At 64.9% G+C, this 15951-nt stretch carries 15 protein-coding genes; 11 read left to right on the top strand and 4 right to left on the bottom strand.

What is annotated here, in order from left to right; genetic code table 11:
• Window positions 1-40 precede the first annotated feature (40 nt).
• Window positions 41-1027, bottom strand: coding sequence for a 3-hydroxyacyl-CoA dehydrogenase family protein (locus EAE28_RS19565; RefSeq protein ID WP_018065877.1), 987 nt, complete (start codon window positions 1025-1027; stop codon window positions 41-43).
• Between the two features lie 338 nt (window positions 1028-1365).
• Here EAE28_RS19565 and EAE28_RS19560 point away from each other — a divergent pair, with 338 nt between their 5' ends.
• Window positions 1366-2157, top strand: a complete 792-nt coding sequence (locus EAE28_RS19560) for an IclR family transcriptional regulator (RefSeq protein WP_018065876.1) — start codon at window positions 1366-1368, stop codon at window positions 2155-2157.
• A 100-nt stretch (window positions 2158-2257) separates the two neighbouring features.
• On the opposite strand, the gene EAE28_RS19555 is transcribed toward EAE28_RS19560, so the two are convergent.
• The gene (locus EAE28_RS19555; protein WP_018065875.1) at window positions 2258-3535 is read right to left on the bottom strand and encodes a Rieske 2Fe-2S domain-containing protein; all 1278 of its coding nucleotides are present in this window, start codon (window positions 3533-3535) and stop codon (window positions 2258-2260) included.
• Window positions 3536-3647: 112 nt separating this feature from the next.
• Here EAE28_RS19555 and EAE28_RS19550 point away from each other — a divergent pair, with 112 nt between their 5' ends.
• From EAE28_RS19550 to EAE28_RS19520, 7 genes are all read left to right on the top strand, one after another.
• Entirely contained in the window at window positions 3648-4589 is a 942-nt protein-coding gene (locus tag EAE28_RS19550; protein ID WP_018065874.1) for a PDR/VanB family oxidoreductase, read from the top strand.
• Window positions 4579-5763, top strand: a complete 1185-nt coding sequence (locus tag EAE28_RS19545) for a Gfo/Idh/MocA family oxidoreductase (protein WP_210162262.1) — start codon at window positions 4579-4581, stop codon at window positions 5761-5763. The genes EAE28_RS19550 and EAE28_RS19545 overlap by 11 nt, the downstream gene beginning before the upstream one ends.
• A gap of 11 nt (window positions 5764-5774) precedes the next feature.
• Window positions 5775-6767 (top strand): ABC transporter substrate-binding protein, encoded by a 993-nt coding sequence (locus EAE28_RS19540; RefSeq protein WP_018065872.1) that lies wholly within the window; start codon window positions 5775-5777, stop codon window positions 6765-6767.
• Window positions 6768-6780: 13 nt separating this feature from the next.
• On the top strand, window positions 6781-7224 hold the full coding sequence (locus tag EAE28_RS19535) for a hypothetical protein (RefSeq protein ID WP_018065871.1): 444 nt from the start codon (window positions 6781-6783) through the stop codon (window positions 7222-7224).
• A 22-nt stretch (window positions 7225-7246) separates the two neighbouring features.
• Window positions 7247-8176: a DMT family transporter gene (locus EAE28_RS19530; protein ID WP_018065870.1), complete on the top strand. Its 930-nt coding sequence runs from the start codon at window positions 7247-7249 to the stop codon at window positions 8174-8176.
• Between the two features lie 35 nt (window positions 8177-8211).
• Complete coding sequence (locus EAE28_RS19525; protein ID WP_127109469.1) at window positions 8212-9972, top strand: thiamine pyrophosphate-binding protein; 1761 nt, start codon at window positions 8212-8214, stop codon at window positions 9970-9972.
• A gap of 171 nt (window positions 9973-10143) precedes the next feature.
• Window positions 10144-10665 carry a MarR family winged helix-turn-helix transcriptional regulator gene (locus EAE28_RS19520; protein WP_127109467.1) on the top strand — a complete coding sequence of 174 codons (522 nt, stop codon included), beginning with the start codon at window positions 10144-10146 and terminating at the stop codon, window positions 10663-10665.
• A gap of 36 nt (window positions 10666-10701) precedes the next feature.
• Here EAE28_RS19520 and EAE28_RS19515 read toward each other — a convergent pair whose 3' ends face one another.
• Together EAE28_RS19515 and EAE28_RS19510 are read right to left on the bottom strand one after the other, a co-directional pair.
• Window positions 10702-11325 carry an isochorismatase family protein gene (locus EAE28_RS19515; protein WP_018065867.1) on the bottom strand — a complete coding sequence of 208 codons (624 nt, stop codon included), beginning with the start codon at window positions 11323-11325 and terminating at the stop codon, window positions 10702-10704.
• A gap of 10 nt (window positions 11326-11335) precedes the next feature.
• Window positions 11336-12163 carry an IclR family transcriptional regulator gene (locus EAE28_RS19510; protein WP_111772988.1) on the bottom strand — a complete coding sequence of 276 codons (828 nt, stop codon included), beginning with the start codon at window positions 12161-12163 and terminating at the stop codon, window positions 11336-11338.
• A 258-nt stretch (window positions 12164-12421) separates the two neighbouring features.
• Here EAE28_RS19510 and EAE28_RS19505 point away from each other — a divergent pair, with 258 nt between their 5' ends.
• Genes EAE28_RS19505 through EAE28_RS19495 form a run of 3 tightly spaced genes read left to right on the top strand, consistent with a single transcriptional unit; the run spans window position 12422 to window position 15727 of the window.
• Window positions 12422-14056 carry a Mu transposase C-terminal domain-containing protein gene (locus EAE28_RS19505; protein WP_164736711.1) on the top strand — a complete coding sequence of 545 codons (1635 nt, stop codon included), beginning with the start codon at window positions 12422-12424 and terminating at the stop codon, window positions 14054-14056.
• Between the two features lies 1 nt (window position 14057).
• Complete coding sequence (locus tag EAE28_RS19500; RefSeq protein ID WP_127109465.1) at window positions 14058-14939, top strand: TniB family NTP-binding protein; 882 nt, start codon at window positions 14058-14060, stop codon at window positions 14937-14939.
• Window positions 14936-15727 carry a TniQ family protein gene (locus tag EAE28_RS19495; RefSeq protein ID WP_127109463.1) on the top strand — a complete coding sequence of 264 codons (792 nt, stop codon included), beginning with the start codon at window positions 14936-14938 and terminating at the stop codon, window positions 15725-15727. Before EAE28_RS19500 ends, EAE28_RS19495 begins: the two co-directional genes overlap by 4 nt.
• Window positions 15728-15951 lie beyond the last annotated feature (224 nt).

Genomic DNA, 15951 nt, shown 5'->3' with positions numbered 1-15951 from the left:
AAAGGAAAGGGGGCGGATCATCCGCCCCCTTTTTCGTGTCTCAGCGGGGCGCCAGCCGGCCCACCGGGTCGCGCTCCCGCAGCCACTCCAGGAGGTCTGTCAGCTGGCGGTCGCGCTCCAAGACGATCTCGGCATAGGGCGCGTCGTACTCGTACCAGCCGCGTCCGGTGATCGCGCCCATGTGCCCGGCCTCGACCAGGTCGCGCAGCGCCTTGCGGCCCTTGTAGTTCTCGTCCCCGGTCTGGTGGTACAGCGAATCCGTGACGGCCAGCGCCGTCGCCTTCGACACGATCAGATCCTCGGTCAGCAGCGGCCCCCACAGCGCGAGGCGCGGCCCGATGCTCAGCCGCACGGCCGCGTCGATATCGTCGCGGCTGGCGATGCCTTCGTCCATCAGGCGATAGATCTCGGTCAGCATGGCGAACTGGATCTTGTTGATCAGGAAGCCCGGCCGCTCCCCGCAGGCGACGCCCACGTGATCGATGGATTCGACGAAGGCCCGGCCCCATTCCACCAGCGACGCCGGGGTGAAATCGGCGTGGATCACCTCGATCGAGCGGATGATGTGCCCGGGCGTGATATAGTGCAGGCCCAGGATCCGTTGCTTGCCGTTCACCTTGGCGCCGATGTCCGACAGCAACAGCGACGAGGTGTTGGTGGCCAGCACCACCTCGGGCGGGCAGAACGCGTCCAATTCGGCGAACAGCGCCTGCTTGGTCTCGAGCTTCTCCTGCACCGCCTCGTGCACCATGAATGCGCCCTTCACGGCCTCGGCCAGCGAGGGCTCGGTGCGCACACGCGCCAGCATCGCGTCGACGGCGGCCGGGTCGTCTGCGAAGGTCGCGGCGATCGGGCGCGCGCGCTCGGCAAAGCTGGCCAGCAACTCGGTATTCATGTCGCACAGCGCGACATCATGGCCGTGGTGGGCATAGAGCGTGGCGATCACGCAGCCCATGAAGCCCGCGCCGACGACGCAGATCGTGCCGGACGACGGCGGGCGGGGGATGGAGGGGGCGGTGTCGGGCATGGAACCTCGTCTGGTGTCAGGGGCGGTCGGGGCGTGCCGGCCGCCTGCCGAAAGGGATGAACGGGGAGGGCCGTGCCGCTGCGCCATCGCGCGCGCATCCCGCCGTCTCCCTTGCCGACAGCCTTGCGAAATCGGGCCTCCGGTCAACGCCAACCGCCCCGCACGGCGGATATTTCGAGGATGTGAATTCTGCCCGTAGTCCCGTGCGCCGGCTGCGGGACATCCGCCGGGGCCGCGTCGCGAACCCTTTCCGCAGCGCGCCGATTCGCCTAGATTGGGACAGGACGGAGCTGGTCGGTACGGGTCGCCGAGTCGTGTGAATCGGAAGGGCAGGAGAGATGACCGCAGACAAGGTGAAATCCGCCGCGCGGGTGTTCGAGATCCTCGAGTTCTTCGCCAGTCACCGACAGCCTGCCCGGCTGCACGAACTGGGCGCCGCGCTCGGCTATCCGGTTTCCAGCCTGACCGCGCTTTTGCGTACAATGCTGGACATGGGTTACATGACGCTCGATCCCGCGACCCATGCCTATCTCCCCGGGCCCCGGCTGCAGACGTTGACGGGCTGGATGCAGGTCGACGATTATGAGCAGACCGTGCTGTTCGATGCCCTGTGCCGTCTGCGCGAGGCTGCGGGCGAGCCGGTGGTGCTGGCCGCGCCCGCCGACCTGCATGTCGATTACGTCACCTCGCTGCACCGGCAGGAGGGGCGCAACACCCATATCCGCGCGGGCGACCGGCGGCTGATGGTGCAGAACGGCACCGGCTGGCTGATGCTGGCGCGCGCGCCGCGGCCGGTGGCGCTGCAGATCTACCGCCGCACCGTGGCCGAGGGGCTGATCTCGCCGCGCGACTACCCCCAGGCGGCCTTCGAGGCGGTGCTCGACGCCAATCGTGATACCGACGTGTCGATCCTGCACGCGCGCGACCTGCTGGACATTCCGACGCACCGCACGGTGCATTGGGATGCGTCTATGATGTCGACGCTGATCCCGGTGCCGCCGGGGCACGCACGCCCGCTGGGCATCGGGATTCATGGGCCGACGGAGCGCATATCACGCCGCGCGGATGAACTCTCCGAGCTGCTGCGCCGGACGTCGGCGGAGCTGGCGGCGCGCCTCGAAACCGTCTGAAGAGGCGCGCGCAACTCTGAACAAGACCATGAAAAAAGGCCCGCACGATTGCTCGTGCGGGCCTTCCCTGCGTGCGCCTTGGGAGGAAAGCGCCAGCGCGTCACTCGGCCGCTTCGGCCGGGTCATGGGCGACCAGCGTGCGCCAGTCGACATCCTTGGGATAGACCCCCTCGTGCGAGGCGATGCGCGACTGCAGCGCGAAGCTCGCGGTGCCGATCGCCGGGCCGCCCTCGGCCACCTTCTGCGCGGCGTCGGTCATCAGTCGGCGGAACTCGACGATGGCGAGGTCCGAGGCGCCCAGCACGTCGGTATGGCGCTGCACGCGGCTGCCCATCGACACCCACATGATGATGTCCTCGTTCGGGATGCCCGGAACGCCGGTGAAGTGGCCTTCCTTCATCAGCTCGCGGTCCTGCTTGAAGTCGTTGTCCAGCGTCCGAAGCGTGCGCCACTTCTCATCCAGGTCCTTGCCCGGAACAGCGTGGTTGAAGGCGCGCCATTCCTCGGTCGAGGGCACTTTCGGGCCGCCGAAGGCGAGGAAGTGGAACGCAGTCTCGTCGTCGTTGATCGGCACGATGACGCTGGCGACCTTGTAGGCGTTGTTGGGCGGGATCAGCGAGTAGTATGGCGCCACGAACTCGGTGATGCGCAGGTAATGATGCGTTGCTGCGTTCTTGATCGGCTTGCGGATCGCTGCGTAGTGGAAGCCGTAGCTGGTGGTCTCGGTCTGCATGCGCGGCGATTTGTCGGTCGACGGGCGGTACCACGATTTGTCATCGGCTGCGGCACTTTCCACGCGGGCCGGTTTCATCGTTGATGAATGCAGCGACGAGGAATGCGCGCTGTCGATCTGTCCTTCGTGGATCTGCGCCCAGTTGGCGGGGACACGGATCTTCAGGATGGCGACCGGGGTGTCTTCGGTTGGGGCGAAGGCGGGGGGCTGGAACTCCGGCATGTCGGTCTTGTCGCCGAGCCACGCCCAGACGAAACCGCCCCATTCGCGCACCGGGTAGGAACGGGCCTTGACCTTGTCCATCAGCGGGCTGCCCTCGGGCTCGGACGACATGGCGACGACGTTGCCGTCCACATCCATCTTCCATCCGTGGTACAGGCAGCGCAGGCCGCAATCCTCGTTGCGACCGTAGACCAGCGAGGCTTTGCGGTGCGGGCAGAGCTCGTCGAGCATGCCGAGACGGCCCTTGGTATCACGGAACGCGACGTAGGATTCGCCAAGCACTTCGACGCGCAGCGGCTTGCCGTCGTTCTCCGCCACTTCTTCCATCAGGCAGACCGGCGTCCAGTGCTGACGCATCAGTTTCGCCATCGGCGCGTCACCCGTCACGCGGGTCAGGACTTCGTTCTCTTCGGGGGTCAGCATCTCGTACTCCTCCTGCGGCCCGGGCCCGTGAAGGCCAATCTCGAATGCTTGACAACATATACTTAGCTATCTAAATGAACAAGGGCAGATACACGTTTTTTGGGAGGGGCGAATGGAGCTCATCAGGATGCGCGTCGGTGCAAGACGCGCGCTGACCCCGCAGATCACCGAATTCACGCTGGTTCCGATGGAAGAGGGCGCGCTGCCCGGATTCACGCCCGGCGCGCATGTCACGGTCGAGACGCCCTCGGGGGCAATGCGGCGCTATTCGCTGGTCAACGACGGCACCGCGCCGGACCATTACAAGATCGCCGTGAAGCGCGAGCCGGCCAGCCGGGGCGGCTCGGCCTCGATGCATGACGAGGCGGTCGAGGGGTTCGAGCTGAACGTCGAGGCGCCGGAAAACGACTTCCCCATGGCCGACGCGCCGCGCTACCTGCTTATCGCGGGCGGCATCGGGGTCACGCCGATCTCGGCCATGGCCGCGCATCTTGAGCGCGAAGGCAAGGATTTCAACATCATCTACCTCAGCCGCAGCGCGGAAGAGGCGGCCTACCTGGAAGACCTGACCACCGCTTACGGCGACCGTGTCCTGGCCCATCACGACGAGGGCGACCCCGAGAAGATCTACGATTTCTGGGACCATTTTGCCGAGCCGCAGAAGCTGAATGTCTATTGCTGCGGGCCAAAGCCCCTGATGGACGAGATCGAGGCGATCTCGGGCCATTGGCCGGAAGGCCGCGTCAACTTCGAGGATTTCAAGCCCGTCGACGTTGTGCGCGCCGATGACGAGGCCTTCGAGGTCGAGCTGAAGAAGACCGGCATCACGCTGACCGTGCCCGCCGACCGTTCGATCCTCGAGGCTATGCGCGATGCCGGGTTCCCGACCGTCAGCTCGTGCGAGAGCGGCACCTGCGGCACCTGCAAGACGCGACTCCTGGAGGGCGAGGCCGATCACCGCGACATGGTGCTGATGGACGAGGAAAAGGCCGACAAGATCATGATCTGCGTCTCGCGCGCCTGTTCGGGCGGGAGGCTGGTCCTTGACCTCTGAGCCCGCGCAAATGCCCGTCAGGCTAGGCGTCGTCGGGCTGGGTCGCGGCTTCATGCTGATGATCCCGACCTTCACCGCCGATCCGCGCGTGAAACTGGTCGCCGCCGCCGCCCCCCGCGCCGAAAGCCGCGCGGCGTTCGAGGCCGAGTTCGGCGGTCGGACCTATGACGACATCGTGCCGCTTTGCGCCGATCCTGAGGTGGAGGCGGTCTATATCGCCACGCCGCACCAGATGCACGCCGACCACGTCTGCACCGCGCTGGCCGCCGGCAAGCATGTGCTGGTCGACAAGCCGATCGCCATCTCGATGGCGGATGCCGACCGCATGGTCGCGGCCGCCGAGGCCTCGAGCAAGCATCTGATCGTAGGCCCCAGCCACAGCTTCGACCCGCCAGTCGAGGCCGCGGCGCGCCTGATCGAGAGCGGTGAGGTGGGATCCCTGCGGATGATCCAGGCGTTCAACTACACCGATTTCCTCTACCGCCCCCGGCGCCCCGAGGAACTGCGCACCGAAGAGGGCGGCGGCATCCTGTTCAGCCAGGCGATCCACCAGATCGACGTGGTGCGCCGGCTGGCCGGTGGCCTTGCCACCCGAGTCACCGCGATGACCGGCGCCTGGGATCCCGCGCGCCCGACGGAAGGCGCGTTCAGCGCGCTCATCGCCTTTGCCAATGGATCCTTCGCCAGCCTGACCTATTCCGGCTACGCGCATTTCGACAGCGACGTCTGGATGGATAATGTGGGCGAGCTGGGCCAGCGCAAGGACCCCGCCGCCTATGGCAAGGCGCGTCGCGCCTTGCAGGGGCTCGACGCCGAGGCCGAAGCCGCGCTCAAGCAGACCCGCACCTACGGCAGCGGGGCCGGGCTTATCGAGGCGGAAAACAACGAGCATTTCGGCCCGGTGATCGCGCTGTGCGACCGCGCCGACCTGCGGCTGACGCCTGCCGGGCTGGATGTCTTCGGCGACATCGAGCGCCGCTTCGTCGAGGTGCCCTTCGGCCCCGCCCCGCGCGGACCTGTCATCGACGCGCTGGTCGGCGCCGTGCGCGAGGATCGCGCGCCCGCCCAGACCGGCGCCTGGGGCCGCGCGAGCCTCGAAATCTGTCACGCGATCCTGGAATCGGCGGCCTCGGGCCAGCCGGTGGATCTGCAGCGCCAATGCGGCATCACGTAAAGGAGGAACACGTGTCCGATCTGAAACTCTCCCTCGCCATGGGGAATTACGACCGCACGCGGGCCATCGTCGACGGCCGGGTCAAGATCGACGGCGTCGATCCCGTGCCGATGCTGCTGTCGCCCGAAGAGATGTTCTTCCGCGCCTTCCGGCACGAGGCCTTCGACATCTCGGAGCTGTCGCTGTCGTCCTATTCGATCTCGGTCGCGCGCGGGAACCCGCATTACGTCGCGATCCCGGTGTTCCTGAGCCGCGCGTTCCGTCATACCTCGGTCTATATCCGCACCGACCGCGGCATCGACCGGCCCGAGGATCTGAAGGGCAAGCGCATCGGCATCGCCGAGTACCAGCTGTCGGCCAACGTCTGGGTGCGCGGCATCCTGGAAGAGCATTTCGGCGTGAAACCCTCGGACGTGACCTGGGTGCGCGGCGGCATGGACACGCCGGGCCGCCCGGAAAAGATCGCGCTGACGCTGCCCGACGACATCACCATCGAGCAGGCGCCCGAGGGTGCCACGCTGAACGGCATGCTGGCGGCGGGCGAGATCGACGGCTTCATCGGCCCGCGCTGGCCGCGCTGCTTTGCCGAGGGCCATCCCCATGTCGGCCGCCTGTTCCGCGACAGCATCGGCGCGGCCGAGGAGTATTTCCGCCAGACCCGCATCTTCCCGGTGATGCACGTTCTGGGCGTGCGCCGGACCTTGGTCGAGGAATACCCCTTTCTGCCCGCAGCGCTGCTCAAGGCGTTCTCGGAGTCGAAGAAGCTGGCCGAAGAGGCCTTGAACGACACCTCGGCCACCAAGGTGACGATGCCCTTCGTCGAGGACACGCTGAACCGTGCCCGCGCGCTGATGGGCCCCGATCCCTGGAGCTATGGCGTCGGCGCCAATGCGCATGTCCTCGACAAATTCCTCGACTACCATTTCGCGCAGGGCCTCTCGCCGCGCCGGGTGCAGGTCGACGAGCTGTTCCACCCCTCGACCCTCGAAGCCTACAGCCTGTGAGCAAGGAGGCCCCATGAGCCGTTACCAACCCGGCGATATCGTCGAGATCCGGCTGGAGCAGGGCCTCGCCTATGCCCAGCTGACCCATGAGCACGAAAGCTACCCGCCCGTCGTGCGCCTGTTCCGGGGGCTGAGCGACAGCCGCCCCTCCGATCTGGAGGCGCATGTCGCGCAGGCTCCGCGCCTGACGGCGATGATCCCGCTGGAACAGGCGCTGGACCGGCTGGGGCTGGCGCATGAAAAGGCGGGCAGCGCCGCGCTGCCCGAGGACGAGCGCAAGTTCCCCACCTTCCGCATGCCGATCCGCGACAAGCAGGGCGAGATTGTCTATTGGTGGTTCTGGGACGGGCAAGGGCTGAGCTATTCGGTCGAGCTGGACGCGATCCAGGACAGCCTGCCGCTGCGCGAGGTGATGTCCTCAGCCAGGTTGCTGCAGGAATTGCAGGCCCCGGCCTGAGCACGAAACACGACAGGTCCCCATGATCCCCTTTATCGGCGAGATCTTCGCCATCCTCGCCGCCTTTTGCTATGCCTTCGGCTCGGTCGCCGCGACCAAGAACGCGCGCGAAAAGGGCGGGCGGGGCAATGCCGTGCTGCTGTCGATCGTGTTGACGGCGCTGTTCTCGGGCGGGTTGTGGCTGATCATGGGGCCGTCGCTGCCGCCGATTGACACAGGCTTCTGGATCGGCGTGGCGATCTTCGTCGTCGCCGGCATGCTGGCCACGGTGCTGGGGCGGATCTTCTTCTTCCGCTCCATCGAGCTGGCCGGCGCCATCGAGACCGGGCTCATCCGCCGGCTGATCCCGGTGTTCGCCGCCGTGCTGGCGATCCTGTTCCTGGGCGAGAGCCTGACCATCGCCAGCGCGCTGGCCTTCGTGCTGGTCTTCGCCGCCGTGGCGCTGGTGGTGTTGTCGAACAGGGGCCAGATCGTCGCCGATGACGAGGACGCCCGGCGAGCGGCCGGCGAGCGCAACACCGGCCGTGTCCTGGCGCTGATGTCGGCGGCGAGCTATGGCGGATCCTACGTGGCGCGCAAGTTCGCCATGCGCTGGCTGCCCGATCCGCTGATCGGCGCCTTCATTGGCGCGGTAGCCGCCTTCGTGTGGTTCGCCGTCGCAGCCCTGTTCAGCGCCGCCTATCGCCGCCACCTGAGCGAACTGTTCCGCCGCCCGACCGGCTGGCAGCTGGTGGCGGCCGCCTTCGTATCGCTGGGCCAGACCGCGCAATTCGTGGCGCTCAGTTTCACTACCGTCACCGCCGTGGCGATCATCGGCACGATCGAGATGTTCCTCGCGGCCTGGCTGGCCGCCTGGGTCCTGCGCACCGAGGATCGCCCCGGCCCGATCTTCGCGCTGGCTTCGCTGATGGCGATGGCAGGCGTGATCGTGCTGGCGCTGGTGCGCACCTGAAATAACACAAGAATTCCGAAACGGGAGAGAGACAGATGACCAGGGAAACCGACCGCCCCACACCCTGCGAGGTGAAGACGCTCTACGGCAGCGACGCCATCGCCGAGATGCTGCGCCGGCTCGACACGCCCTACGTCGCGCTCAACCCCGGCTCGAGCTTCCGGGGCCTTCATGACAGCATGGTCAACTACCTCGGCAACCAGGATCCGCACATGCTGCTGTGCCTGCATGAGGAACACGCGGTTTCCATCGCCCATGGCTGGGCCAAGATCACCGGCAAGCCGATGACCGTGGTGCTGCACGCGAATGTGGGCCTGATGCACGCCGCGATGGCCATCTACAACGCCTGGTGCGACCGCGTGCCGATGCTGATCCTCGGCGCGACCGGCCCGGTCGACGCGGCCAAGCGTCGGCCCTGGATCGACTGGCTGCATACCTCGCGCGATCAGGCGGCGGTGGTGCGGCCCTATGTGAAATGGGATGATCAACCGGCGTCGCTGGCCGCCTCGCTGTCGTCGCTGATGCGGGCGATGCAGATTACCACCTCGGCCCCGATGGCGCCCACCTATGTCTGCTTCGACGTGACGGTGCAGGAAACCGCCATCGAAGCCATGCCCGCGCTGCCCGATCCCGCGCGTTTCGCAGCCCCTCAGGCCCCGGGTGCGAGTGCCGCGCAGGTCTCGGCCCTGGCCGGCATGCTGGCCGAGGCGCAATCGCCGGTGATCCTGATGGGCCGCGTCTCGCGCGATGAAGGGGACTGGGCGCGGCGCGTGGCGCTGGCCGAGTATTTCGGCGCCCGCGTCATCACCGACATCAAGACCGGCGCCGCCTTCCCGACGCGCCACAAACTGCACGCGGGCGCGCCCGGGTTCTTCCTGTCGGCTGAATCGGTCGAGGCGCTGTCGGGCGCGGATCTGGTGCTGTGCCTCGATTGGGTGGACCCGGCCGGCACGCTGGCGCAGGGCAAGCTGGGCGCCGGGGCCAAGGTGGTCAACGCCACGCTCGAGCCGATGCTGACGAACGGCTGGTCGATGGATCATCAGGACGTGGTGGCGAGCGATCTCACCATCCTGACCGAGGCCGATGCGCTGGTCGCGGCGCTGTGCGAACGGCTGGGGCTGGAACCCGCCGCACCCGCGCCCCGCACGGCACCCGCGCCGCACGGGCAGGAGCCCGATGCCGTGCTGTCGCTCGACGCGCTCTCGCATGTGCTGCGCGCGGGGCTGGCCGAGGATCCGCACACGCTGGTGCGTCTGCCCCTGGGTTGGGACGGTCGCCATTGCGATTTCACCGGGCCGCTCGATTATCTGGGCTATGACGGCGGCGCAGGCATCAGCTCGGGCCCCGGCATGGTCGTGGGCGCGGCGCTGGCACTGAAGGACACGGGCCGCATGCCGGTCGCGGTTTTGGGCGACGGCGATTTCATCATGGGCGCGACCGCGCTGTGGACCGGGACGCATCAGAGCGTGCCGATGCTGATCGTGGTGGCCAACAACCGCTCGTTCTTCAACGACGAGATCCACCAGGAACGCGTCGCCCGCGACCGCGACCGCCCGGTCGAGAACAAGCATATCGGCCAGGCGATCGACGAGCCGGATATCGACATCGCCGGCCTCGCGCGGGCGCAGGGCGCGGTGGGCATCGGCCCGGTCGCGACGGTGGCCGCCTTCGAGGCCGCGCTGGCCGATGCCGTGGCGCAGGTGCGCGCGGGCAAGTCGGTGGTGATCGACGCCCGCATCCTGCGCGGCTACGTCAAGGAGATGGCCGAAGGCATGACCGCGGAACAGGACGGCTGAACAGAATGGCTATGCGGGGCGTCGTGGATGGGCAACGGGTGACACGAAACGGTTGAAAAGACATCTAACCCTTGCGTCCTGCACGGGAAATCAGCACAAATGGAAGCGACCCGCCGCCGGCATCGCGCTGGCGACGGGGCTTTCGTTTCTGGCCGATTGAGACCGTTCCACATGGATGAAACCGCGCCCTCGGGGCATGAAGACTTCGATCCCAAGCTGACCAAAGAGCGCCTCGCGCGTCTCGTTCGTCTCGCCGCCAGGGCTTTCAACCGTTCGCTGCAGATGCGCCTTCAGGACGAGGGGATCACCTTCGGCCAATGGATCTTCCTGCGCATCCTTTGGTACAATGACGGGTTGTCGCAGCGCGAGCTGAGCCAGCGCGCGCATCTGACCGAACCCACCGCGCATGCCGCGCTGACCAAGCTGGAGAAGCAGGGCGTGATCACGCGGCAGAAGATGGACGGCAACAAGCGGACTTTGCGGATATTCCTGACGCCCAAGGGCTGGGAATTGCGCGACCGGCTGGAGCCGATGGCGCATGACGTCAACCTGATCTCGCTGAAGGGGCTGGAGGAGGACGAGGTGCGCGTGCTGCGCAAGGGTCTCCTGGCGATCATCACGAATCTCGAGGCCGATGAGAACGCCGCCGCCGAGCAGGGGATCAAGGTGCCCGCGACCCGGTCGAGCTTCTGACCGGGTCGCAGGCGGGTTGGTGGGGCAGGGCGCCGTTCAGGCGCCCGCCATCTCGCGCATCAGCGCCGCGTCGAGCGAGACCACGTCGGCATATTTCGCCTGCAGGTCCAGCAGGCTCTGCTCATGTGCGGGCTGGCTGCGGTCGCCCACCGCCTCGCGCACGACGATCGGACGGAAGCCGTTCTGCAGCGAGTCCACCGCCGTCGCGCGCACGCAGCCCGAGGTCGTGCACCCGGTGATCACGAGCGTGTCGACACCCTCGGCCACCAGCCGGCTCGACAGGTCGGTGCCGAAGAAGGACGAGGCGTATTTCTTCACCAGCGTGCGTTCTCCGGCCGCGAGGCTCAGCCTCGGGTCCAGCTCGGCCCCATCGCCGCTGGCGGCCAGAGTCTTCAGCCCGCCCTGTTTCAGTGGCCAGATCCCGGCGTCAGACAGATCCGGCTCGTCGTAGCGCACGGTGGTGAAGAACACCGGCTCGCGGCGGGCCGCGAAATCGGCGATCAGTGCGTTGATCGCCACGATCTGCGACGACAGGTCCGCGCCCAGCGGCAGGTCGGGATTGGTGAAACCCTTGATGACATCGATCACCACCAGCGCCGAGCGGCGGCCGAAACCGATGGTCTGCCCGAATCCACGGGCCTTGAAGGCTTGTTCGTCCATGAAGTTTCTCTCAGTTTGGATCCCGGAAGCCCAGGGATCGGGATATGGAATGGGCATAGAGGCGGTTGAGCCGCCCGGTATCCTCGCGCCGGCCGTCGCGGCTGCCGTCACGGTCGTAGATCGTGCTGAGCACGCCCACCGGCGCACCGGTCTCGTCGCGGAAGGCGCATGCTGTGCCCTCGATATTCTCCAGCCCGCTGCCGAGGTTCTCGGCGTAACCCAGGTCGCGGGCGGCGGTGACGTGCTCGGCCAGACCCTCGTAGGTCAGGCCGCTGTCTTCCAGGTGGCGGCTGATCTCATCGCGGCGCGAGGTCAGCTCGACCTCGGGCTTGGCGGCGATATAGGCGATCTGGAAGGCCACGAAATCGGACCAGCCGTTGATGATTCGCCAGATCGGCACGCGGGTGCCCGTGGGCCAAAGCCTGCGCATGGGATGGGCGATCGGCGTACCGATCCGATCATAGAGAATCAGTTCCTGGCTTTCCTCGGCTGCCAAAGTGATGTGCACGAGGCAGTTCGCCTTGAGCGCGAGCCCGTCCGCGTCGTTCAGCGCAACTTGCCCCGCGCGCGAGTGCAGCCAGACCTCGTAGCCCATCTCCCAGTAGCGCAGCGAAGGGCTGTAGCGGGACTTGGCGTTCTTGTGAACGAATCCATACGCCGCAAGGGTTTGCAACAGGCGGTGCACGTTGCTCTTGGTCATGCCGAGAGCCGCCGACAGGTCGCTGATGCCCGCCGGCGCCTCGCAGGTTGCCAGGTGCCGCAACAGGATCAGCCCCTTCGAGAAGGACTTGTCAAGACCTGCCTTATTGTAGGGCAGATCGGGGCTTTCGTCGGTCATGCTGCACGCCTCACTCGACGGAAAGAAATGTGAAAGATTATTCTCTAATTCCGGTACGCATTTTCTACAATATAGAACACTGGAGGCCAATACGATCCGCCATACCGGAAAGCCCCTTCTGTCGCGTAGCCCATAATTGTGAGATGAGAAATCCAACGAAATCAACGGCTGTCCTGTGCCCTTAAATATGAGATTTTGCCTTTAATTCCGATATTTTTGCCCTTAAACCTGAGACAGGGTTCGCAGTGGCAAATATTGATGGATGATGATCGCGAAGACTCCGTTGCCGCTGGTGCTGAGGAGGCGCGCAGGGCTGCCGTGCTGCGCCCTCTTGCTCAGGCATATCTCAATCGGACTGGCAGCCTGGAAAGTGGCATCAATGACGCCGTTTGGGAGCTTGGTGTCAGCAGGGCGACGGTCTGGCGTTGGATAAAGCGGCTGGCGGAAAAGGGTGGGCGCACCAGCGCGCTGACTCCGCGGAAACGGGGCCGTCCGGCCGGTACAACTCTGATATCCGGAAAAGTTGAATCGGTGATCGAAGAGCATCTTCGCCGTCATTTCTTGCGCCGGGAGCGTTCGAGCCTCTCGCGCGTCGTTACTGAGATCCGCAGTGCGTGCTGGCAGCAGGGCTTGCAACCGCCGACACGGCGGACGGTTCAGCGCCGTCTGGATGCAATTGATGCCCGCGAAGTTGCAAAGGCACGAGAAGGGGCAAAGGTGGCCCGCCAGAAATTTGCACCGGTCACAGGCGAGAACAAGGGCGGTCAGCCACTGGAGCTCGTGCAAATTGATCATACGCCCGCGGACATCATTCTTGTCGACAGTTTTGAGCGCCAACCAATTGGCCGACCGTGGGTCACGCTGGCGATCGACGTCGCAACGCGGTTGGTGACCGGATATTACACCTCTCTCGAGGCACCTTCGCGTCTGTCAGTGGCGCTTTGCCTGACACAGGCGGTAGCCCCCAAGGTGGAACTTCTGGCGGAATTGGCGTGCAATATACCTTGGCCTGCACAAGGCAAACCGCAGAGCATTCATGTCGACAATGGCCGCGATTTCCGGTCGCGGGCCTTTCGGTCGGCATGTGCGGAATGGGGGATCGATCTGGTCTATCGGCCGCCGGGAAGTCCTCACTTCGGGGGTCACATCGAGCGGTTGATCGGGACGATGATGGGGGCCGTTCACCTGTTGCCGGGAACAACGCAAGCCTCAATCGCGGACAAGGGCGACTATGACGCCGAAGGCCAGGCCGCGATGACCTTGAACGAATTCGATCATTGGTTTGCTCTGGAAATTTGCCGATACAACAACAGCATTCATTCAAGTCTTGGCTGTACGCCCGTCGCTAAATGGGAGGCGCTCTCAGAGCAAATGATGGGCGATATCCCCTTCGAGACTGAAGCCTTTCGGGTGAGCTTTCTGCCAAGTGAACTGCGCAAGGTCAGGCGGGACGGCATCCATCTGTTCCAGATACGGTACTGGTCCGATGCCCTTGCAGGCCGTATTGGGCGCGGCGATGGAAAGGTGGTTGTTCGCTATGATCCTCGCGATATCTCAAAGATCTGGGTTGAACTGGAAGATGGCCGATACGTCGAAGCTCGATACCGAAACCTGGAAATTCCGCCCGCGTCCCTCTGGGAATATCGCGAAGCCATGAGGAAGGCCCGCGCCCTTGGCAAGTCAGGGTCCAATGAGTTGGTTCTGGCTGAGTTGATCCGCCAGCAACGCCAGATCGAGGCAGAGAGCCGGGGCCTGACGAAGGCCGAACGCCGATCCCGTGAAAGAAAAGGGGCATTGGAGGGCGCCAACTCGGCTGTCTCGACAACCGAAGGGCTGCGTCCGGTCGATACGGGTGATACATCGCGCCCATTGTTCAAGGTAGAGAGATGGTGAATTGAGGGCACGGACAACTGAGGCAGACGGTCGGATCGCCCTCATTCAATCGGATATCTGGATCGGCTTTCCGCGGGCCGAACAGGTGTTGGACCGCTTGCAGGGTATGATCGAAGCGCCACGGCAAACCCGTATGCCTGGCCTGCTTGTGCATGGCGCGTCGGGGATCGGAAAGACGATGATCGCTCGAAACCTGTCGCGCGAATACGCACCAGAATACGATCCGGCTTCAGGCATCACCCACACACCGCTGCTGCTCTTGCAAGCGCCGCCCGCACCAGACGAACGGCGGTTCTACCTGCACATCTTGGCCGCCGTCGGCGCCCCGGCGACGGCACTGAGCGCCCGCGCTCAAAATGTGGCTTCCCTCGAAGTCCGCGTCATCGCGCTCCTGCGCGACCTTGGCCTTCGGATGATCATGATCGACGAGGTTCACAACCTCTTGGCCGGGACCCACCGCGAACAGCGCCGCTTTCTCAATGTTCTGCGGTATCTCAGCAATGAACTCGAAGTGTCGCTGGTCTGCCTCGGGGTCAGCGAGGCCGTTGATGCCATCCGTGGTGATATCCAGCTTGCGAGGCGGCTGGACGAACATCACCTGCCAAACTGGCGCGACGATGCCGAGTTCTCGGACATGATCCAAACACTCATCGCGGCAATGCCCCTCGAGAAGAAATCCAATCTGAAGATCAAGTCACTCAAGCAGATACTTGCGCTGACCGGTGGGGTGACCTCGCGCATCTTCGCCCTGATCAAGGATCTTTCCATCGACGCCATTGTCACAGGTGATGAATGCATCACCGATGACGCAATCGCAAACTGGACGCCGGTTTGGTCGCGCCATGCGAACGCCCATCGGCGGCTCGAGAAGTCCGGAGTGTGAAGCCACGCCCGCTGCCGAAGACTGTCGCACCGCTGCCAGACGAGTTGTTGTCAGGTTGGTTGTCTCGGCTGGCTACGGCCAACTATTGTGATGACGCGGAACTGCTGGTTCATATCAAAATCGATACCGCGCATGGCACCGCCTTGGATTTCAACGTCGACGCGGCTGCGGCGGAGAAAATTGCCAACGCCGCGCGTGTCGACCCAGATGTCGTGCGGTCTTTGACCTTTCCGGCAATGACGCCAGGAGAAGCCTTGCTGACGGCCCAGATGCCATTCCAGCATTGCCTGCGATGCTCCAGGGAGGGCCTTTCACTCAGGCATTGGAGGCGGGCCTGGGCATTTGACTGTCAGGTTTGCGGGACGAGACTTGTGCAAACCCTTGGCAAAACCGGTGACGAGCAAATATCCGAAAAGCTGATAGGCCGAGCGCGACGCGGGGCAGGGATGCTCGAGTGCGCTGCGCGATTACACAGTCCCAAGCAACTTCGGCGAGCAATGCGTGCAGTCACCTTTGCCATGTCGCTTAAGACCTTCCGCGGGGAGCCGTCGTTCGCTGTCCAGAGCCCCAGATCGGAATTAAGGCTGTTCTGCCTCGCCGCGATCGCAGCCGCTCGATCTCGTCCCTTGGCTAAAGCAGCCTTCGTCAGCCATAGCATTGACGACTATGCAAGGGTTGCTCTCTTGCGCGCCTTCGAGAAGGAGCCACGCTTGCTGGCTGCGGTTGATCACATTGCGCAACGGCGCGCGAGAAGCACAGGCGCGATGGCAGCCGAATCTCGCAATTAAGGGCAAAACTCGATGCCGAAAGCGTCTCGTCTCAGATTTAAGGGCAACGCGACACCAGCGTTGCGCTCTAGCGGTTCAGAAGTCGCTGACGTAGCCGCGCACCGCCCCGATCAGCGACGGTGAGAATGGGTAGCTGCCACTTCGAGAGTATGCGCCGTCTCCGCCCCATTGATTTCGCCGGTTCCCCAGCACTGACCGAGAAGCGAGTTTCGCTCTGAGCTTCA

The organism is Pararhodobacter zhoushanensis (assembly GCF_003990445.1).
Classification (GTDB): Bacteria; Pseudomonadota; Alphaproteobacteria; order Rhodobacterales; family Rhodobacteraceae; genus Pararhodobacter; species Pararhodobacter zhoushanensis.
Note: the sequence above shows the minus strand (reverse complement) of the source record. Positions and strands in the feature narration are given on the sequence as shown.